The organism is Cryobacterium luteum (assembly GCF_900110125.1).
GTDB lineage: Bacteria > Actinomycetota > Actinomycetes > Actinomycetales > Microbacteriaceae > Cryobacterium > Cryobacterium luteum.
Genome location: NZ_FOCN01000003.1, coordinates 110,303 through 136,174, shown reverse-complemented (window position 1 = coordinate 136,174; position 25,872 = coordinate 110,303). Strand labels below are relative to the sequence as shown.

Sequence of the window (25,872 nt, the reverse complement as noted above, 5' to 3'; positions counted from 1 at the left end):
GATTCACATTTGCACAGGGCACGATCAGAAGGCACGCGATGAGAAGCAAGACAGTGGGAGCAGAACCGGTGAATGCGATATACCAATGGCTACCGAGCGCTATCGATGCACGAATTCGGGTGGTCGCCTGGCTGTCACTCGTGACGGAGATTCTCATTGTCGGAACGGGAGGCGCCGTTCGCCTCACCGGCTCCGGCCTGGGCTGCCCAACCTGGCCGACCTGCGTCGCCGGTTCACTCGTGCCGACCCCGGAGATGGGGATCCACGGCGTCATTGAGTTCGCGAACCGCACCATGACCGGACTGATCGGCATCATTGCGATCGCGGCAGTTGTTCTGCTCTGGCGTTTGCGCAAGGAACGCAAAGACCTGTTCGTTCTCGCCGTGATTCTCGCGGCCGGCGTTCTCGCGCAGGCGCTCGTCGGCGGCGTCACCGTGCTGACCGGCCTCAACCCGTTCATCGTCGGATTTCACTTCACGATCTCGCTCGTCATGGTCTGCTTTGCAACGGTGCTCGTTCACCGCGTCTACCTCGCCCCCGGGCCGCGCGCGCTCGTCGTTCCGGCTGGGTTCGCCGGCCTGGCCCACGCCACGAGCTTCGTCGTGGCGCTGACGGTGATGATGGGCGTTCTCACCACCGCTTCCGGACCGCACTCGGGCGATGCCGCCGCCGGGCGCACCGGCTTCAACGCCGAACTGCTCGAGCACCTGCACGCCTGGCCGGGCTACGCGACGCTGGTGTTGACGATCGTGCTGCTCGTGGCATCCGTTCGCGGCACGCTGCCCGTTCGTTCCTACGTTGTGACGTTGCTGGTGGTCGAGCTCGTGCAGATCGTCGTTGGACTGCTGCAGGCGAACCTGGGGCTGCCGCCGGTGCTCGTCGGCCTGCACATGGTGCTGGCCTGCGTGCTCGCTGCAGCGATGACTCTGGTCATACTGAACCTCAAGGCTCCGGTCGGTCATCCTGCCGCACTCCCCGAGTTTGCCGGGAACGGGACCGCGAGGAATTAGTCCGCGTGGCTCTCCCCCGGCGGGGTGCACCGGTGTACTCTCCAGACATGCATCTCGCTCCGGGAGCCAAGTGGAAGCCGCCAGACGACGCGGCGCGCCTTGCTTTGTTCGGCCCGCCGGTGTTCGGTTTTGTTCCGCAACCGCGGATTCAGGAGCGTGGCTGGAGTTGGTACGGCAACCACGGGCGCACGTTGGAGGCTCAGGCGCATTATTGGCTAGCCGATCCGTTGGGTAATTTCTGGTTCGAAGATTCCCCGGCGGGCCCGGTTGGCATCGCCGAACTTCGCGGATTCGTCTTCACCGACGTGCCGGGCTCCACCAGTCGTGGCGGTGACCCCATTCGCGACGCGCTCAATCAGCATCTGCAGTACATCGTCATGAACTACGCCAAGAACCCGCACGACTTCGGGTCGGAGTTGTGGGCCGCCAGGCACACCCAGCAGCAGGCGGAAATCGAACTCGCCCTCGCACACCGGTCCAATCTGGTCGTCGATGACACGGCCCTGCCCGCCATCACCGTCACGGCGTCCGATTTCACCGCGACGACGATGGCCCTGGCTGGACGAGTGGTCACGGTCGTGATTCATACCGCCGACGTCGGCAAAATCGATACTCGGCTCACTCGCCGCGTCTGACTCCGCCCGCGCGCGGACGAGGGCGGTGGGGTTAGAACGGCAGGAGCGGATCTACTCCGACAGCCACGAACAGCAGCGTCAGGTAGGCGATCGAACCGTGAAACACCCGCATCGGCGACACGTGCTCGTGTCGGATAGCCAGGCTGTACAGGCGGTGCGTCTCGTAGATGAACCATCCACCCGTGACGAGGGCGGTGAAGCTGTACAGCAGCCCCATATCGGCGATGGGAATCAGAAGCAGTGAGCAGGCTACGGTGGCCCAGGCATAGAGGATGACCTGCAGGCCCACCTGGGCACGACCCCGCACCACGGCGAGCATCGGAACGCCGGCAGCCTGGTAATCGGCGCGGTATTTCATGGACAGCGGCCAGTAGTGCGGCGGGGTCCACAGGAAGATGATCATGAACAGGATGATCGGGGGCCAGGACACATCATTGGTCACAGCCGCCCAGCCGATGAGCACGGGCATGCAGCCGGCGACGCCGCCCCAGACGATGTTCTGCGGCGTGCGACGCTTGAGGATGATCGTGTAGAACACGACGTAGAGCAAAATGGCACCGAACGACAGTGCGGCGGCGAGCCAGTTGGTCAGAAGTCCCAGCCACAAAATGGATGCTGCACCCAGCGCCCATGCAAAAATCAGAGCCTCCCGATCGCTCAGTTCTCCAGTGACGAGCGGCCGGTTCTTGGTGCGTTTCATGAGGCGATCGATATCGCGATCGAGATAGCAGTTGAACGCCCCGGCGGATCCGGCGCTGAGCGATCCGCCGACGAGTGTGGCCAGGATCAGCCACAGATTGGGGATTCCCCGCTCAGCGAGCAGCATGGTGGGGGCGGTGACCACCAGGAGCAATTCGACCACTCGCGGTTTGGTCAGGGAGACGTAGGCCTTAACGGTGCGCTTCAGTGTGCGCGGTCCGCTCCGGACCGGGGTCTTCAGGGCGACGTCCATTAATCCTCTAACGCTAGGCAAGTCTTCCTATTCTAGGACACGTCCGGCGCGACGCTCCACCTTGGTCAAATGCGGTTTGTGTCTCCATGTCACGTCATTCCGAGCGTCTCGATACATTCCTTCCGTATACTTGTGGTGCTCCCCACAGTGAATCAGTAGTTCGGCGAGCCCCCGGGTGGGAGATGGCAGCACTAAGCAGGCCAACTCGCTGGGGGTGACATTTCGCTTGCGGTCCAGCGCCAGCACGGCGCGACCGGCAGGAGCGAAATGGTTGCCGACAATTGCACAACTATCAAAGGATGGGTTGAGCTCAACCCGCCTTCGCTCCGATGAAGGGTTACGAGACGTGGCAGCTTTCCAATGGGATTCCATTGACGATCAGGCGGTCGACACCGCGCGTATTCTGGCGGCGGACGCCGTTGAGAAGGTTGGGAATGGGCATCCGGGCACCGCGATGAGTCTCGCCCCGGCCGCCTACCTGCTCTTCCAGAAGATCATGCGCCGCGATCCGGTCGACAACGAGTGGATCGGTCGCGACCGCTTCATTCTCTCGGTCGGCCACAGCTCACTCACCCAGTACGTGCAGTTGTACCTCGGCGGCTACGGCCTCGAACTCGAAGACCTCAAGGCCTTGCGTACCTGGGGATCCAAGACCCCCGGCCACCCGGAATACGGCCACACCGACGGTGTCGAGATCACGACCGGCCCGCTCGGCCAGGGGCTGGCATCCGCTGTCGGGTTCGCCTACGCATCGCGTTTCGAGCGTGGCCTGTTCGACCCGGATGCCGCTGCCGGCGCCAGCCCGTTCGACCATTTCGTCTATGTCATCGCCGGCGACGGCGACCTGCAGGAAGGGATCACGAGCGAGGCATCCTCTCTCGCCGGCCACCAGCAGCTCGGCAATCTCATTGCCATCTACGACAGCAACCAGATCTCGATCGAGGACGACACCAATATCGCCTTCACGGAGGACGTCGCTGCCCGCTATGCCGCCTATGACTGGCACGTGCAGACGGTGGACTGGAAGAAGACCGGCTCCTACGTCGAAGACCTCGCCGAGCTGAACAACGCCATCGAGGCCGCCCAGCACGAAACCGGCAAGCCCAGCTTGATCATCCTCAAGACGATCATCGGCTGGCCGAGCCCGAAGAAGCAGAACACCGGAAAGATTCACGGCTCCGCGCTCGGTGCCGATGAACTCGCCGGGGTCAAGACGGTTTTGGGATTCGACCCGGAGAAGACCTTCGACGTGTCCCCCGAGGTCATCGCCCACACCCGTCTGGCCGTGGAGCGCGGTGCCACCGCGCACACCGAGTGGACTGTTCAGTTCGATGCCTGGGCGACGGCCAACCCCGAGCGCAAGATCCTGCTCGATCGAGTGCTGTCCGGCGACCTGCCCGACGGCGTCGACGACGCTCTGCCGGTTTTCCCTGGCGGCACCGCGGTCTCGACCCGCGCAGCCTCCGGCAAGGTGCTCACCGCCCTCGGCGGCGTCATCCCCGAACTGTGGGGCGGCTCGGCCGACCTCGCCGAATCGAACAACACCACCATCGGCGGTGCCGCCTCGTTCATTCCGAGCGAGCACTCCACCGGTGAATGGACCGGCAACTCCTACGGTCGTGTTCTGCACTTCGGCATCCGCGAACACGCCATGGCCGCGATTCTCAACGGCATCGTGCTGCACGGCAACACCCGACCGTTCGGCGGCACCTTCCTGATTTTCAGCGACTACATGCGCCCGGCCGTGCGACTGGCCGCGCTCATGAAAGCGCCGTCGATTTTCGTCTGGACCCACGACTCCGTCGCACTGGGCGAGGACGGCCCCACCCACCAGCCGATCGAACAGCTCGCAACCCTGCGTGCCATCCCCGGACTCGACGTCGTGCGCCCCGGCGACGCCAACGAAACCGCCTGGGCCTGGAAGACCATCCTGGAACGACGGAATGGCCCGGCCGGGATCGCCCTGACCCGCCAGAACATTCCCGTGTACGAGCGTGGCGAGGGCGCAGCATCCGCTGAAATTTTCGCCTCGGCCAAGAACGTAGCCCGTGGCGCCTACGTACTGGTCGAAGCGGCCGGCGGAACCCCTGACGTCATCCTGATCGGAACCGGCTCCGAGGTGCAACTTGCCGTGGACGCCCGCACGCAGCTGGCTCTCGAAGGCATCAATGCGCGCGTGGTCAGTGCCCCGTGCCTGGAATGGTTCGACGAGCAGAGCAGCGAATACCGTGAATCGGTGCTTCCGGCCGCGATCACGGCCCGGGTCTCGGTCGAGGCCGGCCTCGCGCTGACCTGGCGCGGCTACGTCGGCGACGCCGGCCGCAGTATCTCCATCGAACACTTCGGGGCGTCCGCCGACTACCAGACGCTGTTCCGCGAATTCGGCATCACCACAGAGGCCGTTGTCAGAGCCGCCAGGGAATCAATCAGCGCAGCCTGATGTTGGCCCCGATACGGGGTCAACATCGCACTATCCTCTCCACCACACCGCATCAGCTCACTGCCTGACGGCAGCACGAAGGAGATTTTCAACAATGACAAACCCGACACCCCTCGCCCAGCTGTCCGCAGCCGGCGTCAGCATTTGGCTCGACGATCTCTCCCGCGAACGCATCAACTCCGGCGGGCTGCAAGACCTGATCAAAAACAGCAACGTCGTCGGCGTTACCACCAACCCGACGATCTTCGCCGGCGCTCTCGCCAAGGGTGAGGCATACACCGAACAGGTTGCGACGTTGGCCGCCGCCGGCACGAACGTGACCGACGCAGTCTTCGCCATCACCACAGACGACGTCGCCGCTGCCTGTGACATCTTTCGCCCGGTGTACGACTCAACCAACGGCCAGGATGGACGCGTCTCCATCGAGGTCGAGCCGAGCCTCGCCCGCGACGCGGCCGGTACGGTCGCCGAGGCGCAGCAGCTCTGGGCCAAGGTCAACCGCCCCAACGCGATGATCAAGATTCCTGCGACGATTGAGGGCCTCGAAGCCATCACGTCGACCATTGCTCTTGGCATCAGCGTCAACGTCACCCTGATCTTCAGCCTCGAGCGTCACCGCCAGGTCATCAACGCCTACCTCGCCGGTCTCGAGCGGGCCAAGGCCGCCGGCCTCGATCTCTCTACGATTCACTCGGTCGCCTCGTTCTTCGTCTCGCGCGTCGACTCCGAGATCAACGCCCGCCTCGAAGCGATCGGCACCCCGGAAGCCCTCGCGCTCAAGAGCAAGGCCGGAGTCGCCAACGCGCAGCTCGCTTACCAGGTATACGAGCAGGCGTTCAGCAGTGAGCGCGCGCTCGGTCTGATCAGGGCCGGCGCTACCAAGCAGCGTCCGCTCTGGGCCTCGACCGGCGTCAAGGACGCCAGCCTGCCCGACACCCTGTACGTGACCGAGCTGGTCGCCCCCGAGGTCGTCAACACGATGCCGGAGAAGACCATGCAGGCCGCCGCCGACCACGGCGTCATCCCAGCTGACTCGGTCACCGGCTCCTACGCGGCTGCGAACGCCATACTCGACGCACTCGCAGCCCAGGGCGTCTCCTACGACGACGTGACCCGTCTGCTCGAAGAAGAGGGCCTGTCGAAGTTCGAGGTGTCCTGGAACGAACTGCTCGATACCGTGCAGACCGCCCTCACCGCCGCCTCGACCAGCGCGGCCCCGACAAGCTCGGCTCTCTGATGAACTTTCGCATCTCGGTGAGTGGCGCTGCGGCCGATGCCGTGCGCGCCACGGTTCCTACCCTGGTCACGGATCGCGTCGCCTCCGGTATCACTGCCAAAAATGCCGCCCTGTGGGGCCCCGAGGCCGAAGCCGAGGCTGCTTTGCGCCTCGGCTGGACCGAGTCCGCCTCGGTATCCCGCCCGCTGGTCGCCGAAATCGTGCAACTGCGAGCCATCCTGCAGGCCCGCGGCGTCACGCAGATCGCCCTCGCCGGAATGGGCGGATCGTCGCTCGCCCCCGAGGTCATCACCCGCACCGCCGGCGTGAACCTGACCGTGCTCGACGCGACCGACCCCGGACAGGTGCTCGCCGCGCTGAACGACAACCTGGCCGGCACTGCGCTCGTGGTTTCGTCCAAGAGCGGCTCGACGGTCGAAACCGACAGCCAGCGGCGCGTGTTCGAACGCGCGTTCCGCGCCATCGGCGTCGACCCGGCCGAACGCATCATTGTCGTGACCGATCCGGGATCGCCGCTCGAGGCATCCGCTCGGGAAGCCGGGTACCGTGTCTTCACTGCCGACCCGACCGTCGGCGGACGTTATTCGGCCCTGACTGCATTCGGTCTCGTGCCATCGGGACTGGCCGGGGTCGATGTCGGCGCACTGCTCGACGAGGCCGAGTCGATCGCACGGGCGCTGGCCGTGGACTCCCCCGAGAACCCGGGACTCGTGCTCGGCGCGGCGATCACCGCCACCGACCCGAGGCGCGACAAGCTCGCCATCGTCTCTGACGGTACCCACATCATCGGTTTCGCCGACTGGGTCGAACAGCTCATCGCCGAATCAACCGGCAAGCTCGGTACCGGCATCTTGCCGGTCGTGCTCGAGCTGAATGCTCCCGAACTGATCGAGGCGCTGCCCGATGTGCAGCTCGTTCGGGTCGTCGCTGATGCCGGGACTGAACTCTTCGGTGACGCGGGCGATGAGATCCGGGTCAGCGGAACCCTCGGGGCGCAATTTATGGTCTGGGAATACGCGACCGTCGTGGCCGGACGACTGCTCGGCATCAACCCGTTCGACCAGCCCGACGTGGAATCCGCTAAGATCGCCACCCGTGGTCTGCTCGACGCCCGCCCAGCACCGGAACCTGCCGCGTTCATCGCAGACGGCATTGAGGTGCGTGGCACCCCGCACGTCATCGGTGCCGCGAGCGACCTCGCCTCAGCGATCGACGCGCTGCTGGAGGAACTCGGCCCCGACGGTTACGTTGCCGTTCAAGCGTACGTCGACCGTCTCGCCCTGCCGGAACTGGCCGAGGTGCGCAACAAGCTGGCCGCCCTGTCGAAGCGGCCGGTCACGTTCGGTTGGGGTCCGCGCTTTCTGCATTCCACCGGGCAGTTCCACAAGGGCGGGCCGGCCACCGCCGTGTATCTGCAGATTCTCGCCAGACCGGCGGAGGACCTCGACATTCCCGAGCGTCCGTTCACGTTCGGTCAGCTGATCCAGGCGCAGGCCAGCGGCGACGCGAGCGTGCTCGCCGAGCACGGCCGCCCCGTGTTGACGCTCACCCTGACCCAGCCGGCGCAGAACATCGCCACCCTGTTCCGCGCACTCGCCTAGCCACTGATCGGTTCCTCGCGGGCATGCGCCCGCGAGGAACCGGCCACCAGCACCAGCCAAGATCTTCGCTGCATCCCCGCGTTTCACCCCCTCATATTTTCTGCACTGTCCCGTCAAAGGAGCTGCATGTCCCCGGTGGAAATTACCCCGGAGTTTAATCCGCTCAGGTCGCCCTCCGACTATCGTCTGAATCGTATCGCCGGGCCTTCCAGCCTCGTAATCTTCGGCGTCACCGGTGACCTGGCGCGCAAGAAACTCATGCCCGCCGTCTACGACCTCGCAAACCGTGGGCTGTTGCCGCCCGGTTTCGCCCTCGTCGGTTTTGCCCGCCGAGACTGGGACAACGAAGACTTCATGCAGGTTGTGCACGATGCCGTCAAAGAACACGCCCGCACCGACTTCCACGAGGATGTCTGGGCGCAGCTGGCCGAGGGCATCCGTTTTGTGTCGGGCACTTTTGATGACGACGAAGCCTTCACCCGGCTCAGCCAGACCATCGACGACCTCGACCGTGAGCGCGGAACGATGGGCAACCATGCGTTCTACCTGGCGATTCCGCCCAAGGCCTTCCCCCAGGTCACCGAGCAGCTGCGCCGCTCCGGCCTCGCCGAGCAGAAGAACGGCCAGTGGCGTCGGGTCGTCATTGAGAAGCCCTTCGGGAGCGATCTCAGGACAGCGCGTCAGCTGAACGATGTGGTCGAGTCGGTCTTTCCGCCCGATTCCGTCTTTCGCATCGACCACTACCTCGGGAAGGAGACGGTGCAGAACATTCTGGCGCTGCGCTTCGCCAACGAGATGTTCGAGCCGCTCTGGAACGCCAACCACGTCGAGCACGTGCAGATCACCATGGCCGAGGACATCGGTGTGGGTGGCCGTGCCGGATATTACGACGGCATCGGCGCCGCTCGCGATGTGATTCAGAACCACCTGCTGCAGCTCCTCGCCCTGACGGCCATGGAGGAGCCCATCTCATTCGATGCCGCCGACCTGCGCGCTGAGAAGGAGAAGGTGCTCGCCTCGGTTCGGCTGCCTGCCAACCTGGGCACCGGCACCGCCCGCGGGCAGTACGCCGGTGGTTGGCAGGGTGGCGAAAAAGTCGTCGGTTTTCTCGAGGAAGACGGCATGAATCCGGACTCGGTCACCGAGACCTACGCGGCCATGCGATTGACGATCGACACACGCCGCTGGGCGGGAGTGCCGTTTTACCTGCGCGCCGGCAAGCGTCTCGGACGCCGCGTCACCGAAATCGCCGTGGTGTTCAAACGCGCCCCACAATACCTGTTCGCTCCCGGCCAGACCGCCGAACTCGGCCACAACGCCCTGGTCATTCGGGTGCAGCCTGACGAGGGCGTCACGATCCGGTTCGGATCGAAAGTACCGGGAGTCGTCATGCAGGTGCGCGATGTGACCATGGACTTCGGGTACGGCCATGCCTTTACCGAGGCGAGCCCTGAGGCGTACGAGCGACTCATCCTCGATGTGCTCCTCGGCGATCCGCCGCTGTTTCCCCGGCACGAAGAGGTTGAACTGTCGTGGAAGATCCTCGACCCGATTGAAGAGTACTGGGCCGCGCAGGGGCAGCCGGAGCAGTACCGCCCGGGAACCTGGGGTCCCACATCCGCTGATGATTTACTGGCCCGCGACGGCCGCACCTGGAGGCGTCCATGATCGTCGATCTGCCCAACACCACGACCGCGAAGATCTCGAAGGCTCTCGTTCGCATTCGGGAAGAGGGCGGCGCTGTCGCCCTCGGACGTGTGCTGACCCTGATCATCGCATCTACCCTCGGACACGAGGAAGAAGCCATCGAGGCCGCCAATGACGCTTCTCGGGAGCATCCAATGCGAGTCATCGTCGTTTCTACCCAGGAAACCACCTCGTCAGCGGCGACGCCCGAGGCCCGGGTTGATGCGGAAATTCGGGTCGGCGGCGACGCCGGCGCCAGCGAGGTCATCGTTCTGCGCGCGTACGGTGACGCTGCGAGTGATCCGGAGAGTCTGGTCACCGGCCTGCTGTTGTCGGATGCTCCCGTCGTAGCCTGGTGGCCGGGGACGGCCCCGGCCGTTCCCGGTGATTCACCGCTCGGGCGTATCGCCTACCGCCGCATTACGGATGCCTCGGCGCAGCCGGACCCGCAGTCTGCGCTGCACCACCTGTGCGGAAGCTACCGTCCTGGTGACACCGACTTTGCCTGGACCCGCCTGACGCTGTGGCGCGCTCAGCTGGCCGCCGTGCTGGACCAGCCGCCCTACGAACCGGTCACGGGCATCCAGGTCACCGGCGCTGCGGCCTCACCGTCGACCACCCTGTTGGCCGCATGGCTGCAGATGCAGCTGCAGGTGCCCGTGGACTACGAATTGACCACCGGCCCCCTCGCCAATGGCGTGCACGGGGTTCACCTCACCCGGGCGTCCGGGACGATCTCCCTCGAACGTGAAGTCCCCGACATCGCCACGCTCAGCCAGCCGGGACAGCCGATGCAGGATCTGACCCTCAAACGTCGGAGCCTGCGCGACTGTCTGGCCGACGAACTGCGTCGACTTGATCCCGACGAGCTGTATGGTGAGGTCATCACCCGCGGTCTGCCGCAACTCGATGACGTGGTGAGCTCAGGAACCGGAGTGTGACCGTGACAAATGATCGCCGCGTGCTGGTGCACCAGAACAAGCAGGCGCTGGCCGGGTCGGTCGCGGCCCGTTTTCTGACGAACATGGTCGACGTGCTCCAAGAACAAGACGAAGCGCATGTTGTGCTGACCGGTGGCTCCGTGGGAATCGCAGTCCTGGCGGCCATCAATGAGTCGGCCGCACGAGACACCATCGATTGGTCTCGGGTTAATTTTTGGTGGGGTGACGAACGTTGGCTTCCGCGCGCTGACCCCGAGCGCAACGAGTTGCAGGCACGGGCAGCTCTTCTCGACCACATCGATGTTCCGCGCGCCAACATCCACGCGTTCGGAGCGTCGGATGATCCGGCTGAAACCGGGACCGACCCCCTCGAGGCCGCAGCCGCTCGGTATACGGCCGAGTTGCTGGCCCACGCGCCGGAGGGTGCCCAGTACCCCCGTTTAGACGTGACGTTTCTCGGAGTCGGACCAGACGGGCATGTCGCGTCGCTGTTCCCGCATCGGGCGGGCATTCGGGAGCGTGAGGCCAGTGTGATCACCGTGCGCGACTCGCCAAAGCCGCCGGCTGATCGTTTGTCGCTGACGCGTCCCGTGCTCAATTCCTCTGACCGGGTTTGGCTGGTTCTGGCCGGATCCGACAAGGCCTCAGCGCTCGGACTCGCACTGGCCGGCGCGAGCCGCGACGAGGTTCCGGCAGCGGGAATCAAGGGACGCCACCGTACGATGTTCTTTGTGGACAGTGACGCGGCAGCCCAGGTTCCGGAAAACCTCATCGCACCGGCGTAGTCAAAATGTCGGCGGTCCCGGATGAACCCGTCGTGGAGAACTCTCCCTGAGAACAAAGAAACCGGCTGTCGATTTCTCGAGAGCCGGCTTCTGCGTCGTGCGTCAGTTCGTGGGAGACAACTTTCCGCGACGAACGCGCAGCTGATTCAGTGCCTCTTCAAGGAGCGACTCTGCTTCTTCCTCGGTGCGACGTTCCTTAACGTAAGCCAGGTGCGTCTTGTAGGGCTCGAGCTTTACGACTGACGGAGGATTCTCCTTATCGCGGCCGGCCGGCAGCCCGGATGACGGGCAATCGATGGTCACCGGAATCTCCTCGTCGGGAAGGCTCGCGGCGAAGTACCGTACGGTCTCATTGCCGAGTGCATCCCAGTAGGAAACCTTGATGCGGTCCGCGTGAAAACCCCGGTCCTGCTCGCCCATGGGGCCCGCGCCTACACGCGAGCCACGAATTGCGCTGCCGCCTGATGCCATCTTGTTCCTCCGTTGACTCGTGCAGTTGTGCGCCGCATTATCGAGCAGTTATTGGTTCTGTTGCTGAACTACCGTTACCTGAGTCTGCAGGTGTTGACTCTGCAGGCGTTGGCCCTGCAGTTGTTAACCCTGGAGTTGTTAACCCTGCAGTTGTTAACCCTGCAGTTGTTAACCCTGCAGTTGTTAACCCTGCACAGGGTAACTCCGTGAAGAGCGAAAAGTTAAGCCCCGGTGTCAAACTTGGTGATCAAACCGAGCACCACGATGCAGGAGATCCAGAGCAGGCCCAGGATGATCGTGATGCGGTTGAGGTTGCGCTCGGCAACCCCTGAGGCTCCAAGGTTCGATGTCACACCGCCCCCGAACATGTCGGACAACCCACCACCCCGCCCCTTGTGCAGCAGAATGAGCATGGTGAGCAGGAGGCTCGTAATTCCGACGAGCACCTGCATGACGACCTGGAGAATCTCCACACGAAACCTTTCAAAACACGGTGGGCGCAACTCTGGCGCCCAGACCATCGTAATTATACCCTTTACACGGGAGCGAGGTGGTTGCCCCCGGGGGCAACCACCTCGCCACCTGGTGTCGGGAAAGCGTCGGGTTAGACTCCGACGTGCTTGTGATAGCGAACGATACTGGAGAACTCTGGAATGTCCAGGCTCGCACCGCCGACCAGGGCTCCGTCGACGTTGGGTTCGCGCATGAAAGCGGCAATGTTGCCGCTCTTGACCGAGCCGCCGTACAGAATTCGAGTCTTATCGGCGACGTCTTGCCCGAGGGTGTCGACGAGGACTCCGCGCAACGCTGCGGCGACCTGCTCGGCCTGCTCCGGTGTGGCGGCCTGGCCGGAGCCAATCGCCCACACCGGCTCGTAAGCTACGACGATGTCGGCCGCGTTTGTGACGCCGGCGAGGGCTGCCCGCAGTTGCGCGACCGGGACGGCGCTCGGACCATGGACGGCGAGGTCCTCGGCACTCTCTCCGACACAAATGAGCGGTACGAGGTTATGCTTCAGCGCCGCCGTCACCTTGGCGGCGACCTGCTCGTCGGTCTCATTGTGCAGGATTCGGCGTTCGGAGTGCCCGATGATGACGTACTGGCATTCCAGCTGCGCCAGAAACGCACCGGAGATCTCACCCGTATAGGCACCGGAGTCGTGGGCTGACACATCCTGAGCACCGAAGGCCAGCGGAAGCTTGTCGGCCGACACGAGCGTTTGCACGCTGCGCAGATCGGTGAACGGTGGGAAGACGGCGACCTCGACCGCGGCGAAGTCGTGCCCGGCGTCCTTGAGGTTCCAGGCCAACTTCTGAACGAAGGCGATTGCCTGGAGGTGGTCCAGGTTCATCTTCCAGTTGCCCGCGATCAGCGGTGTGCGCCGAGGGTTGATATTCACTGCCATCCGAGGACCTCCAGTCCTGGTAGACGCTTGCCCTCGAGGAATTCGAGGCTAGCGCCACCGCCGGTAGAAATATGACCGAATTGGTCGTCGTGGAAACCGAGGATGCGCACGGCAGCGGCCGAATCACCGCCACCGACCACGCTGAGGCCGGTGACCTCGGTGAGTGCGGCGGCCACCGTTCGGGTGCCCTCCGCGAATGGTGCCAGTTCAAAAACACCCATCGGACCGTTCCAGAACACGGTGTTCGATGCACGGATGATCTGTGCGAAGGCTGCCGCGGTCTCGGGCCCGATATCCAGGCCGAGTCCGGCAGCGCCGAACGGTGTATTTTCGATGCCATCAGCCGGAGTGATTACGTGCTCAGCGTCGGCACCGAACCGGGATGCCACCACGACGTCGGTCGGAAGCACGATTTTCACACCAAGACGTTGGGCTTCAGCGAGGTAGCCGCGAACAGTTTCGATCTGGTCGCTCTCCAACAGGCTGGCGCCGACCTGGTGCCCTTGGGCGGCGAGGAAGGTGAACAGCATGCCGCCGCCGATGAGCAGGGAATTCACCCGGGGCAGCAGATGTCCGATGACGCCGAGCTTGTCGCTGACCTTGGAGCCGCCGAGGATGACCGTGTACGGTACGTCCGGCTTCTCGGTGAGACGATCGAGTACGTCGAGTTCGGCGGCAATGAGCAGCCCGGCGGCACTCGGCAAGAGCGAGGCCAGATCGTAGACGCTCGCCTGCTTACGGTGCACAACCCCGAATCCGTCGGAGACGAGGGCGTCACCAAGCCGAGCGAGTTGCTCGGCGAAGGCGACGCGCTCGGCATCCGCTTTGCTGGTTTCACCGGCGTTGAAGCGCAGGTTCTCCAGAACGACAATGTCGCCGTCGTTCAGCGCAGCGACGGACTGGGTAGCTGAGTCGCCGACGGTGTCGGTGGCAAAGGCTACCGGGAGATTCACCAGTTCGCTCAAGCGAGCGGCAACGGGCTTGAGGCTGTATTGGGGATCAACCGCCCCGTCGGGGCGCCCAAGGTGAGAGACGATCACCACGCGGGCGCCCTGAGCGACGAGGGCGTTGAGGGTGGGCAGTGACGCCCGCACTCGTCCGTCGTCGGTGATCTGACCGTTTTTCAACGGCACATTCAGGTCAAAGCGAACAATAACCCGCTTGCCGCGCAGCGGTCCGAGCGAATCAATCGTGCGTAACGTCACCGCGCGGCCCTTAGAGTCGCTCGGCGACGAACTCGGTGAGGTCGACGAGACGGCTGGAGTAGCCCCACTCGTTGTCATACCACGCAGCAACCTTGACCTGGTCACCGATCACTTTGGTGAGTCCGGCGTCGAAGATCGACGAGTGCGGGTCGCCAACGATGTCGCTGGACACGATCGGGTCCTCGGTGTAGCTGAGGATGCCCTTGAGCGGTCCCTCGGCGGCAGCCTTGTACGCGGCGTTCACTTCTTCGACCGTCACCGCGCGGGACGCGGTGACGGTGAGGTCGGTGATCGAGCCGGTCGGGACCGGAACGCGCAGAGCGTAGCCGTCGAGCTTGCCGACGCTCTCTGGAATGACCATGCCGAGGGCCTTGGCCGCGCCGGTCGAGGTGGGGATGATGTTGAGTGCGGCAGCGCGGGCACGTCGCAGGTCGTTGTGCGGGCCGTCCTGCAGGTTCTGGTCTGCGGTGTAGGCGTGGATGGTGGTCATGAGGCCACGTTCGATGCCGAAATTGTCGAGGAACACTTTGACGAGCGGCGCGAGGCAGTTCGTGGTGCACGACGCGTTCGAGATGATGTTGTGGATCGCGGCATCATAGGTGTTCTCGTTCACACCGAGCACGAGGGTCGCGACGTCGGCACCCGTTGCGGGGGCGGAGACAATGACCTTCTTGGCACCGGCTTCGATATGCTTCTGTGCGTCGACGGCTTTGGTGAAACGACCGGTGGACTCGATGACGATTTGCACGCCCAGCGCCCCCCAGGGCAGGTTGGCCGGGTCGCGCTCGGCAAGCACCTTGATGGGCTTGCCGTTGACGATGATGTTGTCCCCATCGACCTCGACGGTGGCGTTCAGGCGACCGCCGACAGAGTCATACTTCAGCAGGTGGGCGAGCGACGCGGGGTCGCTGAGGTCGTTGACAGCGACAATTTCAATGTCGCTGCCCTTGGCAAGGGCTGCTCGGAAGTAGTTACGACCAATGCGGCCGAATCCGTTGATGCCGATCTTTACGGACACTGATAGCTCCTGATTGAGAAAAGGCGCCACTTGGCGCGATGAAAAGAGGACGGGGACGGGAACCTCGGTGCCCCGAATCGTTCGGGGCACCGGCAGGGTTACGAGAGTAGCAGCAGGCCGTTCGTCTTCTCGCGTGCAACGTCGAAACGTTTCTGCACGTTTGCCCAGTTCGCAATGTTCCAGAAAGCCTTGACATAGTCGGCTCGCACGTTGCGGTAGTCGAGGTAGTAGGCGTGCTCCCAGACATCGAGCATGAGAACCGGCACGGTTCCGGCCGCGAAGTTGGACTGCTGATCGAAGAACTGCTGGATGATCAGGCGCTGCCCGATGGAGTCCCAAGCGAGGACGGCCCAGCCGGAACCCTGAACGCCAAGTGCCGCGGCGGTGAAATGCGCCTGAAACTTGTCGAAAGAGCCGAAGTTGTCGTCGATCGCAGCAGCGAGCTCACCGACCGGCTTGTCGCCGCCGTTCGGCGACAGGTTCGTCCAGAAAATGGAGTGGTTGACGTGGCCGCCGAGGTTGAAGGCCAGGTCCTTTTGCAGTTTGTTCACGTTGGCGAGGTTTCCGCTGTCGCGGGCCTCCGCGAGCTGGGCCAGTGCCGTGTTGGCGCCGGTGACGTAGGCCTGGTGGTGCTTGCCATGGTGGAGTTCCATGATGGTGCCGCTGATGCTGGGCTCGAGAGCCGCATAGTCATAATCAAGGGTGGGCAGGGTGTATTCGGCCATTACTTATCTCCTTGTGAGTTGTGCCACCGCACCGGGTGCGGCGGCGTTGTAAGCGACGATTTAGTCTACCTGCGGGCGTTGCGAGCCACAGAATTCGCCGCTTTAAGCGCCATCGGAATGAACCGGATAGTCAACATCGGTTCCTTCAACGCCGAGTTCGACCGCTTTCTTGTCGGCCATGGCAAGCAGGCGTCGAATGCGGCCTGCAACAGCGTCTTTGGTCATGGGCGGATCGGCGTGGTGGCCCAGCTCGTCAAGGCTGGAGTCCCGGAAGTTTAGTCGCAGGTCTCCCGCGTAACGGAGGTGCTTGGGGATATCCTCACCGAGGATGTCCATGGCCCGTTGCACCCGGGCGCAGGCGGCGACTGCGGCCTCGGCGGATCGCCGAAGGTTCGCGTCATCGAAGTTGACCAGCCGGTTGGCCGTGGCACGCACTTCGCGGCGCTGGCGCAAAGTTTCCCAGTTGAGCACGGTGTTGGTCGCACCCATGTGCACGAGCATCGCGCCGATGGCATCGCCGTCGCGGATGACGACGCGATGCACTCCGCGCACTTCACGAGCCTTGGCCGCGACGCCGAGGCGTCCCGCCGCTCCGACCAGCGCCATCGCGGCCTCGTTGCCGGGGCAGACGACTTCCAAAGCTGCGGAGCGGCCCGGATCGGTCAGGGTTCCGTGGGCGAGGAATGCCCCGCGCCAGACGGCGGCGATTTCTTCCTTCGAGCCCGTGGTCAGCCGGTTCGGCAGCCCGCGGATCGGTCGGCGGCGAGCATCCAGCAGGCCGGTCTGGCGTGCCAGCGTCTCGCCGCCCTCGATCACCTGCACGAGGTAGTGGCTGGACTGACGAATTCCGGTTGCGGCGATGACCTGCAGGGCGCTGCGCACCCCGTACAGCTCGGCGAGGTCTTTGCGCACCCGGCGGGCCAGAATGGCCGTGTCGAGTTCCGATTCGATCGCGATGCGGCTGCTGATCATGTGCAATCCGCCGGAGAACCGGAGAATCGTGGCCAGTTCGGCCGCGCGCACGGTGGTCTTGGAGACCTCCACACGCGAAAGTTCATCTTTAACGTCGGCGGTGAGTGCCAATCGCTTTTCCATTCTGTTGATCAGTTGCGTTACGTCTGAGTGGTGAAAGGCCGGGGAGCGGATGCTGCGCCCCGCCTCGCTTATTCGCGTCCGAGATCGCGGTGCTTGATATTGACCGCGACTCCGGGAAGTTTTTCGAGCCGGGACGCCAGTTCTCTGGCCATCGCGACGGAACGGTGCTTGCCGCCGGTACAGCCGATGCCGATGGTGGCGTGACGTTTGTTTTCTCGCTGGTAGCCGGCCAGCACGGGTGCCATGGCGGCGGCATAGTGCTCGATGAACTCACGGGCACCGGTTTGCGCGAGTACAAAGTCTCTCACCTCGGGGTCGACGCCGGTGTGCGCGCGAAGTTCCGGGATCCAAAACGGGTTCGGCAGAAAACGGGCGTCCACGACCAGATCGACGTCGGTTGGCAGGCCGTACTTGAAGCCGAAACTCATGATGGTCAGTTGCACCCCCGCGCGGCCCTCAGCCGCGAACCGCTCGGTGATCGTCGTCGCGAGCTGGTGCACGTTGAGATCTGAGGTGTCAATGACGAGGTCGCTGGATTCCCGCACCGCGAGCAGTCTGGACCGTTCTGCCGCGATACCGTCCAGCAGAGTGCCGTCCCCCTGCAGCGGATGCGGGCGGCGCACGGATTCGAAACGGCGCACGAGCGCGTCGTCCCTGGCTTCGAGAAAGATGACCTGTACCTGGGTGCCACTGCGCAGCAGTTGCACGGTCTCGAGGAAGTCACCGAACAGGTCGCGGCCCCGAATATCGACGACCGCGGCGATTCGGGGCAGGTTGGTGCCGGCGCGTTCGACCAAATCGACCAGAGGTCGCAGCATCTGTGGCGGCAGGTTGTCGACCACATACCAGTCGAGGTCTTCCAACGCGTTGGCAACGGTGGAACGTCCCGCCCCGGACATTCCCGTGACGATCAGCACTTCCTGCTTGTCGGGGTCCGTAGTCATTCTTGGAAATCGCCTTCATGAGAAGTTGGTGGGTTATCCAGCCTACCCAGCGCCGGACCCTTCACGCGCGCAGGTGGGCGTGGATGGACTCGGCCAGCACCGGGCCGATACCGCGGACATCCGCTATTTCCGCCGCGGAAGCGACCTTCAGCCGCGACACCGACCCGAAATGTTGTAACAAGACCTTCACTCGGGCCGGCCCCAGCCCGGCGATCTCCGCCAGAATGGAGGAGATGTCCTTCCTGCGGCGAATGCGCTGATGCGTGATCGCGAATCGGTGTGCTTCATCGCGGATGCGTTGGATGAGAAACAGTGCATCACTGTTGCGGGGCAGAATCACGGGGTAGTCGGAGTCGGGGAGCCAGATTTCTTCGAGCCGCTTGGCGATTCCGCACAATTGAATGCCGGTGACACCGGATTCGGCGAGGGCACGTTTCGCGGCCGCTACCTGCGGTTGGCCGCCGTCGACGATGAGGAGGTTCGGCTGGTATTTAAACTTGGCACGCTTCTGCTCGACCTGGGCGACGTCGTTCTGGTCGCCATCGGCCGCCGCGTTCAGTGCTGGACCGGCGGCATTCGCTGGGAAGGAGTCGGGTTTCAGGTAGGCGAGCCGACGAGAAAGAATCTGGTAAATCGAGTCAGTGTCATCGGTTGATTCGGGAATGTTGAAGCGTCGGTACTCGTCTTTGCGGGGCAGGCCGTCTTCGAAGACGACCATGGAGGCGACGATATTGGTGCCGCTGAGGTGCGACACGTCGTAGCACTCCATGCGCAGCGGGGCGGCGGGCATCTCGAGGGCGTCCTGAATGTCTTCGAGGGCTTTTGACCGTGCGACGAAGTCCGAGCTGCGGCGGGTTTTGTAGAGCATGAGTGCCTGCTTGGCGTTGTTGCCGGCCGTGACGAGCAGGGCGGCCTTCTCACCGCGCTGGGCGGCGACCAGGCGCACCTTGCGTCCGGCTCGCTCGGCCAGCCAGGTTTCGAGGGCCTCGGCATCGTCGGGCAGTTCGGCAAGGACGATTTCGCGTGGCGGCAAGGCGTCGGCGTTGTAGGCGGTGCGCATCATGGAGTCGATGAGTTCGCTCGTAGTGACATCGAGTTCCTTGTCGACCATCCAGCCGCGAACACCGCGGATGCGCCCGCCACGCACGATGAACAGCTGCACGGCGGCGGCCAGTTCGTCTTGCTCGATGGCGAACAAATCGATGTCTACGTTATCGCGCAGCACGACCGCGCTCTTCTCGAGCACGGCGTTGAGCGCCCGCACCTGGTCGCGACGCTTAGCCGCTATTTCGTACTGTTGGGCGGCAGCCGCGTCTTTCATCTCCTGGGTGAGTTCGTTGATGAGCTTCTTGTCGTGGCTGCTCATGAAGCTGACGAACTCATTGACAATCGCCCGGTGGTCCTCCATCGAGACCAGTCCGGAGCAGGGGCCGAAACAGCGCCCGATCTGCCCGGCAAAGCAGGGCTTGCCGCTTTGCATTGCCCGCTTGTAGTTGGCGGTGTTGCAGGTGCGGATGGGAAAGGCCTTGAGCATCAGTTCGATGGTTTCGTGCACGGCCCAGACCTTGGGATACGGTCCGAAGTAGCGCGCTCCCTTGATGCCCTCGGTGCGGGTCACCAGTGCGCGCGGAGCCTCATCAGCCAGGGTCACGGCGAGGTACGGGTAGGACTTGTCGTCTTTGAACTGCACGTTGAACGGCGGATCGAACTCATTGATCCACATCCACTCGAGCTGCAGGGCCTCGACTTCGGTGCCGACCACCGTCCATTCCACACCCGTCGCGGTGGTCACCATGCGCCGGGTACGTTCGTGCAGGCTGTGTAGCGGGGCAAAGTAATTACTCAGCCGTGCCCGCAGGTTCTTGGCCTTGCCGACATAGAGGATGCGTCCGGTCGCGTCGCGAAAGCGGTACACCCCGGGGGTCGTGGGAATCTCGCCCGTTTTCGGGCGATAGCTCAGCGCATCAGACATAGCCGATTGCCGCCTAGCCGGCGGCCAGAACCTCCTTGAGGAACGAACCGGTGAAGCTCTTCTTGACCGTGGCGAGGTGCTCTGGCGTGCCAGTGGCGAGCACCTTACCGCCGCCGGAGCCGCCTTCTGGACCGAGGTCGATCACCCAGTCGGCGCTCTTGATGACGTCGAGGTTGTGCTCGATCACGATAACGGTGTTGCCCTTGTCGACGAGGCTGTTCAGAACGAGCAGCAGTTTGCGCACGTCTTCGAAGTGCAGGCCGGTGGTGGGCTCATCGAGCACGTACACGCTGCGCCCGTTGGAGCGGCGCTGCAACTCGGTGGCGAGCTTCACCCGCTGGGCTTCGCCGCCGGAGAGGGTGGTGGCGCTCTGGCCGAGGCGCACATAGCCGAGCCCGACCTCAACGAGCGTCTTAAGGAACCGGTGGATGGACGAGATCGGTTCGAAGAAATCGGCCGCTTCGCTGATGGGCATGTCCAGCACTTCGGCGATGTTCTTGCCTTTGTAGTGCACGGTGAGGGTGTCGCGGTTGTACCGGTCTCCCCCGCACACCTCGCACGCCACATATACGTCGGGCAGAAAATTCATCTCGATTTTGATCGTGCCGTCGCCCGAGCAGGCTTCGCAGCGCCCACCCTTGACGTTGAAGCTGAACCGACCGGGCAGGTAGCCGCGGGTTTTGGATTCGATGGTCTCGGAGAACAGGGTGCGGATCTTGTCGAACACCCCGGTGTAGGTGGCCGGGTTGGACCGTGGGGTGCGACCAATCGGCGCCTGGTCGACGTGGATGACCTTGTCGAGCTGTTCCAATCCGGTGACCCGGGTGTGCTTGCCCGGCAGCTTGCGGGCGCCATTGAGCCGGTTAGCGAGCACCCGGTACAGGATGTCGTTGACGAGCGACGACTTGCCGGAGCCGCTTACTCCGGTGACGGCCGTGAAGGTACCGAGCGGGAAGGTCACCGAGACCTTTTGCAGGTTGTTTGCCTCGGCACCGGTGACGCCGATCAGGCGTTCAGGGTCGACCGGGCGGCGGGTCTTCGGCGTGGCGATGGACTTGCGTCCGGACAGGTAGTCGCCGGTGAGTGACTTGGTGTTGGCCAGCAGTCCTGTGTAGGAGCCGGAGTGCACCACGTGCCCGCCGTTGACGCCGGCGCCGGGGCCGATGTCGACGACCCAGTCGGCGGTCTTGATCGTGTCTTCGTCATGCTCAACCACGATGAGAGTGTTTCCGAGGTCCCGCAGGGTGACCAGCGTCTCGATCAGGCGCCGGTTGTCGCGCTGGTGCAGGCCGATGCTCGGTTCGTCGAGCACGTAGAGCACACCGGTGAGGCCGGAACCGATCTGCGTGGCCAGGCGGATGCGCTGCGCTTCACCGCCGGAGAGGGTCGCCGCGGCGCGGGCGAGGTTGAGGTAGTTCAGCCCCACCCGAATCAGAAAGTCGAGGCGGGCCCGTATCTCACGCAGGACCTGGGCGGCGATGGCCGCCTCCCGGTCGGTGAGGGTGAGTTTGTCCATGAACGCGCGGGCGTCGCTCAAGCTGAGCGCGCAGACATCCGCAATGCTCGCGTCGTGCACGAGCACGGCGAGCACCTCGGGCTTGAGCCGGGTGCCCTTGCAGACGTGGCAGTCGACCTCACGCAAATATTCAGACCAGCGCTGGCGCTGGGTGTCGCTCTCGGCCTGCAGGTACTGACGTTCAATATAGGGCACGACGCCCTCGAAGCCGGAGGTGTAGCTCATTTCCCGGCCGTAGCGGTTCTTCCACTTGACCCGAACCTCGAAGTTGTCGCCGCGCATGACAGCGTTCTGCACCTCGTGACTGAGTTCGCCCCAGGGGGTGTCGAGCGAGAAGCCGAGGTCACGGGCGAGACCGTCGAGCAGCTTCTCGTAATACTGGAACAGGCCTTTGCCCTGGGTAGTCCAGGGCAGCACGACGCCCTCGGCGATGCTCAGATCAGGGTCGCCCAGGAGAAGGTCTTCGTCGACGGACATGCGGGTGCCCAGGCCGGAACACTCCGGGCAGGCGCCGAACGGTGCATTGAAAGAGAAGGTGCGTGGTTCGATCTCGGTCAGCTGCACCGGGTGGTTGTTCGGGCACGACAGCTTTTCGGAGTAGTTCTGCCAGGCCTTGTCGCCTTCCTCGTCGAGAAAGTTGATCTGCACGAGGCCGTCGGTGAGTTTGAGCGCCGTCTCGAGCGAATCCGTGAGGCGGCTGAGCAGTTCGGGCCCGGCGACGAGGCGGTCGACGATGACGGCGATGTCGTGCTTCTGCTGTTTCTTGAGCACGGGCGGTTCGCTCAGCTGAATCTGGGTGCCGTCGACGATGGCGCGGGAGTAACCGCCGCCGGCAAGTTCCTGGAACAGGTCGACGAACTCACCCTTCTTCTGCGAGACGATCGGGCTGACCACCTGGTAGCGGGTGCCAGCCTTCAGCTCCATCAGCTGGTCGGCGATCTGCTGCACGGTTTGTGACTGGATGATCTCGCCGCAGACGGCGCAGTGGGGCACCCCGATGCGGGCCCAGAGCAGGCGCATGTAGTCGTAGATTTCGGTGATGGTGCCGACCGTGGACCGAGGGTTACGGTTGGTCGACTTCTGGTCGATCGAGACCGCCGGGCTCAGGCCTTCGATGAAATCCACGTCGGGCCGGTCAACCTGCCCGAGAAACTGGCGAGCGTAAGCGGAGAGCGACTCGACATAGCGCCGCTGCCCCTCGGCGAAGATGGTGTCAAAGGCGAGCGACGACTTGCCCGACCCGGAGAGGCCGGTGAAGACCACGAGCGAATCGCGCGGGATCTCCAGATCGACGTTGTGGAGATTGTGTACGCGGGCTCCGCGCACACTGAGTTTTGGACCTGTTTCTACCTTGGTAATCGACACTCATTGAGTCTATGCAACGCCACTGACAGTCTCGTACAGCGGGCCTCATTGCCCCTCCGATTGCGCTCACAGCACGCGTGGGGGCCCTCTCGCGGCTGGTAATTCGTGCCACTTTCCCAGACTCGAGTCTAACGAGTCGCCCTCGTGTTTCCGAGTATGTATATACTCAGTAGTTATTAGTCGCGTGAATTGCCGGAGGTCGTATGTCCGTTCGCCAGAGTCTGCTCGCCATCCTGAACCAGGGGCCGTGCTACGGCTACCAGTTGCGGTCTGAATTTGACCGCCGTACCGGATCGACCTGGCCGCTCAACGTGGGCCAGATCTACAACACTCTCGACCGGCTCGAACGGGACGGCCTGGTGCGGAAGGCTGACATCGACGCCGAGGGTCAAAACTACGTCGAGATAACGGATGCCGGCCGCACCGAGGTCGCCGAGTGGCTAGGCTCCCCCGTGGTGCGAACCCTGGCCACCCGCGACGAGCTGGCCATCAAGCTCGCGATCGCAGTGACGCTGCCGGGCGTGGATATTGCCCAGGTGATTCAGGTGCAGCGCACCGCGACCATGCGCACCCTGCAGGAGCTGACCCGCACCAAGAACGCAACGACCGACCCGGAATCTTCCGAGCAACTGGCCTGGCTGCTCGTGATCGACTCGCTCATCTTCGCCGCCGAGGCCGAAGCTCGCTGGCTCGACCACTCGGAGAGTCGGCTCGCCCGGGCGCGGGCAGCCGGTTTCGCCGCGCCGCTGCCGCTCAACACCGAGGTACCCAAGCGTGGTCGCCCGGCCAAGACAGTGCAGGCCGGCGCATGAGTGACATTCTCCTGCAACTCGACGGCGTGTCGATGCAGTACGGGCGCGGCGAGACCGCAATCACCGCCCTCGCCGGAATTGACCTGTTAGTGCGGCGCGGCGAACTCGTGGCGGTGATGGGGGCATCCGGTTCGGGAAAGTCGACTCTGCTGACCGTGGCCGGCGGGCTCACCCCGCCGACGGCCGGGGAGGTCATCGTCGAGGGCCACTGGCTCAGCCAGCTCTCGGCCCGGGAACTCGCGACGCTGCGGCGGCGCAGCCTCGGCTTCGTGTTTCAGGATTTCAACCTGATTCCCTCGCCGACCGCGCTCGAGAACGTGGCCCTGCCACTCGAACTCGACGGGTGGACCTCGACGAAGGCACACCGTCCAGCACTCGATGCGCTCAATATCGTCGAGCTCGGCGACCGGGCCCAGCATTTTCCCTCCGATTTGTCGGGCGGCCAGCAACAGCGCGTGGCGATCGCCCGCGCGGTCGTCGGCGGCCGGTCGTTGATTCTCGCCGATGAGCCCACCGGAGCCCTCGACAGCACGACCGGCGAGCTCGTGCTGCGGATGCTCCGCTCGCGAGTCGACGCCGGTGCCGGCGGCATCCTGGTCACCCACGATGCCCGCCACGCGGCCTGGGCGGACCGGATCGTCTTTCTGCGCGACGGACGCATCGCGGACGAGTCGCGGGCATCCGCTGTGTCGAGCCTGCTCGCGGGGTCGCCGGCCTGAGTATTGAACCGAATTCGCTCTCCGGTGGGCGCAGCGGCGGCACCCGGCATTCGCTGGAAAATGGGATATGACGGCCGGCTCCGTCCCGAGCGCTGACCACGAGATCATGGTGACCGCGGCCACCCTGGAACGACTCGGGACGCAGATCGGGTCGACAGCGACATTCACGGCGCCCATCGCCGAATCGTTCACTATTGTTGGCACGATTCGCACCGCGAGTCTCGACGACGCCGCGGTGTCGTTCTACGGAATGCCCGGAGTCTTCGATGGCGTCATGCCCGGCGACGACCTGCTGACCGAGTGGTACCTACCCGACACGGACTCACCTGGAGCCAGATCGGGGAGCTCAACCCGCGCGGGGCGACCGTGCTGTCGCGCACCGTTCTGCTCGACCCGCCGCCTGTGGGGAGCTACATCTACAGCTCTGGCGATACCACGGACACCTCTACCAACTTGTTCATTGCCCTGCTCGGCGGATTCGCCCTGTTCGAGGTCGCGCTGCTGGCTGGAGCCGCGTTCACCGTCGGCGCCCGTACCCAGCAGCGCACCCTCGCGACCCTGGCGAGCGTCGGCGGCGACAAACGGATGCTGATTGGCGTCGTGTCGTTCGGCGGTGTCATTCTCGGCGCTCTCGGAGCGGCACTGGGAACGGTGCTCGGCCTCACTGGTGCCTGGATCTTCATGCAGATTTCGGCGAACGGCAGCGCGGCTCGGTATCCGGGCTTTCACCTCGACGTGGTGTCCTTCATTGTCATCGCTGGCTTTGCCGTGCTCGCAGGCTGGTGCGCGGCCACGGTTCCAGCCCGAGCGGCCGGGCGCATCGACGTTCTGGCGGCGCTGCGCGGCGCGCAGCGTCCGCCGCGAGTGACGCGACGCCGCACGGTTGCTGGACTCGTTCTGCTGGCCCTCGGTGCGGTCATCGCCGTGATCGGCGGCGTGATCGGCGGCGTGGTCGAGCGCGCCGCATACATGCCCGTCTATCAGATCAGACTCGTAAACTTTGGGATCGCCCTGATCATCGACGGTCCGGTCATCATGCAGATCGGGGCGGTCTTGATCGTTCCCATGATTCTGCGCTGGGCTGCCCGCGTGGCTTCCCGGGTCGGACCGGGGGCCCGCCTCGCGACCCGCGATGTGGCCCGTAACCCTGGTCGCAGCGTTCCGGCCCTCGCGGCCATCATGAGTTGTGTTTTCGTGGCAACCTTCGCGATGACCCTCATTTCGACGTTGCAGCTGAATTCGACCACGGATTACATCTACGGCGCACCGCTGCCCACGGCTTCGGTGAGCCTGACGACCTCCCTCGACGTGCCACCGTATGGACAGGTTCTGTAGACC

General features: G+C 64.1%; 23 protein-coding genes. 12 read left to right on the top strand and 11 right to left on the bottom strand.

All coding sequences use genetic code 11. From position 1 onward, the window contains the following. Positions 1-38: 38 nt before the first annotated feature. Positions 39-1,010, top strand: coding sequence for a COX15/CtaA family protein (locus tag BMW72_RS04900; RefSeq protein WP_092107865.1), 972 nt, complete (start codon positions 39-41; stop codon positions 1,008-1,010). Positions 1,011-1,057: 47 nt separating this feature from the next. After that, on the top strand, positions 1,058-1,645 hold the full coding sequence (locus BMW72_RS04895; RefSeq protein ID WP_134360263.1) for a hypothetical protein: 588 nt from the start codon (positions 1,058-1,060) through the stop codon (positions 1,643-1,645). A 31-nt stretch (positions 1,646-1,676) separates the two neighbouring features. Here the strand turns inward: BMW72_RS04895 and BMW72_RS04890 are convergent, their stop codons facing one another. After that, positions 1,677-2,597: a heme o synthase gene (locus tag BMW72_RS04890; protein ID WP_092107861.1), complete on the bottom strand. Its 921-nt coding sequence runs from the start codon at positions 2,595-2,597 to the stop codon at positions 1,677-1,679. 346 nt (positions 2,598-2,943) lie between these two features. Here BMW72_RS04890 and tkt point away from each other — a divergent pair, with 346 nt between their 5' ends. The 6 genes from tkt to pgl all read left to right on the top strand — a co-directional run bounded on the left by tkt (position 2,944) and on the right by pgl (position 11,287). Next, a complete protein-coding gene (gene tkt / locus BMW72_RS04885) occupies positions 2,944-5,037 on the top strand; it encodes a transketolase (protein WP_092107859.1) in 2,094 nt (697 codons plus the stop codon). Positions 5,038-5,131: 94 nt separating this feature from the next. Next, positions 5,132-6,274, top strand: coding sequence for a transaldolase (tal, locus tag BMW72_RS04880; protein ID WP_092107857.1), 1,143 nt, complete (start codon positions 5,132-5,134; stop codon positions 6,272-6,274). Beyond that, positions 6,274-7,875, top strand: coding sequence for a glucose-6-phosphate isomerase (locus tag BMW72_RS04875; RefSeq protein WP_092107855.1), 1,602 nt, complete (start codon positions 6,274-6,276; stop codon positions 7,873-7,875). Before tal ends, BMW72_RS04875 begins: the two co-directional genes overlap by 1 nt. A 126-nt stretch (positions 7,876-8,001) precedes the next feature. Beyond that, positions 8,002-9,543, top strand: a complete 1,542-nt coding sequence (gene zwf / locus BMW72_RS04870; protein ID WP_092107853.1) for a glucose-6-phosphate dehydrogenase — start codon at positions 8,002-8,004, stop codon at positions 9,541-9,543. Next, positions 9,540-10,502 carry a glucose-6-phosphate dehydrogenase assembly protein OpcA gene (locus BMW72_RS04865; RefSeq protein ID WP_092107851.1) on the top strand — a complete coding sequence of 321 codons (963 nt, stop codon included), beginning with the start codon at positions 9,540-9,542 and terminating at the stop codon, positions 10,500-10,502. The genes zwf and BMW72_RS04865 overlap by 4 nt, the downstream gene beginning before the upstream one ends. Positions 10,503-10,504: 2 nt before the next feature. Then, positions 10,505-11,287, top strand: a complete 783-nt coding sequence (pgl, locus tag BMW72_RS04860) for a 6-phosphogluconolactonase (protein ID WP_092108161.1) — start codon at positions 10,505-10,507, stop codon at positions 11,285-11,287. Positions 11,288-11,389: 102 nt separating this feature from the next. Here pgl and BMW72_RS04855 read toward each other — a convergent pair whose 3' ends face one another. Further along, positions 11,390-11,758, bottom strand: a complete 369-nt coding sequence (locus tag BMW72_RS04855) for an RNA polymerase-binding protein RbpA (RefSeq protein ID WP_092107849.1) — start codon at positions 11,756-11,758, stop codon at positions 11,390-11,392. Between the two features lie 27 nt (positions 11,759-11,785). Between BMW72_RS04855 and BMW72_RS19190 the strand changes: the two genes are divergently transcribed. Continuing rightward, complete coding sequence (locus BMW72_RS19190) at positions 11,786-11,968, top strand: hypothetical protein (protein ID WP_241983841.1); 183 nt, start codon at positions 11,786-11,788, stop codon at positions 11,966-11,968. An 11-nt stretch (positions 11,969-11,979) separates the two neighbouring features. Here the strand turns inward: BMW72_RS19190 and secG are convergent, their stop codons facing one another. The 9 genes from secG to uvrA all read right to left on the bottom strand — a co-directional run bounded on the left by secG (position 11,980) and on the right by uvrA (position 23,003). Beyond that, entirely contained in the window at positions 11,980-12,231 is a 252-nt protein-coding gene (secG, locus tag BMW72_RS04845; protein ID WP_092107845.1) for a preprotein translocase subunit SecG, read from the bottom strand. A gap of 131 nt (positions 12,232-12,362) precedes the next feature. Then, positions 12,363-13,163, bottom strand: coding sequence for a triose-phosphate isomerase (gene tpiA / locus BMW72_RS04840; RefSeq protein ID WP_174721691.1), 801 nt, complete (start codon positions 13,161-13,163; stop codon positions 12,363-12,365). After that, positions 13,154-14,368 (bottom strand): phosphoglycerate kinase, encoded by a 1,215-nt coding sequence (locus tag BMW72_RS04835; RefSeq protein WP_092107843.1) that lies wholly within the window; start codon positions 14,366-14,368, stop codon positions 13,154-13,156. Before BMW72_RS04835 ends, tpiA begins: the two co-directional genes overlap by 10 nt. Before the next feature lie 10 nt (positions 14,369-14,378). Continuing rightward, a complete protein-coding gene (gap, locus tag BMW72_RS04830) occupies positions 14,379-15,386 on the bottom strand; it encodes a type I glyceraldehyde-3-phosphate dehydrogenase (RefSeq protein WP_092107841.1) in 1,008 nt (335 codons plus the stop codon). A 98-nt stretch (positions 15,387-15,484) separates the two neighbouring features. Beyond that, entirely contained in the window at positions 15,485-16,111 is a 627-nt protein-coding gene (locus tag BMW72_RS04825; RefSeq protein WP_092107839.1) for a superoxide dismutase, read from the bottom strand. 102 nt (positions 16,112-16,213) lie between these two features. Beyond that, complete coding sequence (gene whiA / locus BMW72_RS04820; RefSeq protein ID WP_092107837.1) at positions 16,214-17,194, bottom strand: DNA-binding protein WhiA; 981 nt, start codon at positions 17,192-17,194, stop codon at positions 16,214-16,216. A gap of 80 nt (positions 17,195-17,274) precedes the next feature. Further along, positions 17,275-18,150, bottom strand: coding sequence for an RNase adapter RapZ (gene rapZ, locus BMW72_RS04815; RefSeq protein ID WP_092107835.1), 876 nt, complete (start codon positions 18,148-18,150; stop codon positions 17,275-17,277). 61 nt (positions 18,151-18,211) lie between these two features. Then, positions 18,212-20,122 (bottom strand): excinuclease ABC subunit UvrC, encoded by a 1,911-nt coding sequence (gene uvrC, locus BMW72_RS04810; RefSeq protein ID WP_092107833.1) that lies wholly within the window; start codon positions 20,120-20,122, stop codon positions 18,212-18,214. A 13-nt stretch (positions 20,123-20,135) separates the two neighbouring features. Continuing rightward, positions 20,136-23,003: an excinuclease ABC subunit UvrA gene (uvrA, locus tag BMW72_RS04805; RefSeq protein ID WP_092107831.1), complete on the bottom strand. Its 2,868-nt coding sequence runs from the start codon at positions 23,001-23,003 to the stop codon at positions 20,136-20,138. A 203-nt stretch (positions 23,004-23,206) separates the two neighbouring features. Between uvrA and BMW72_RS04800 the strand changes: the two genes are divergently transcribed. The 3 genes from BMW72_RS04800 to BMW72_RS04790 all read left to right on the top strand — a co-directional run bounded on the left by BMW72_RS04800 (position 23,207) and on the right by BMW72_RS04790 (position 25,869). Then, positions 23,207-23,815, top strand: a complete 609-nt coding sequence (locus tag BMW72_RS04800; RefSeq protein WP_092107829.1) for a PadR family transcriptional regulator — start codon at positions 23,207-23,209, stop codon at positions 23,813-23,815. Continuing rightward, positions 23,812-24,534, top strand: coding sequence for an ABC transporter ATP-binding protein (locus tag BMW72_RS04795; RefSeq protein WP_092107827.1), 723 nt, complete (start codon positions 23,812-23,814; stop codon positions 24,532-24,534). Before BMW72_RS04800 ends, BMW72_RS04795 begins: the two co-directional genes overlap by 4 nt. A 300-nt stretch (positions 24,535-24,834) precedes the next feature. Next, positions 24,835-25,869 carry an FtsX-like permease family protein gene (locus BMW72_RS04790; protein ID WP_166787698.1) on the top strand — a complete coding sequence of 345 codons (1,035 nt, stop codon included), beginning with the start codon at positions 24,835-24,837 and terminating at the stop codon, positions 25,867-25,869. The last annotated feature ends 3 nt before the right edge of the window (positions 25,870-25,872 follow it).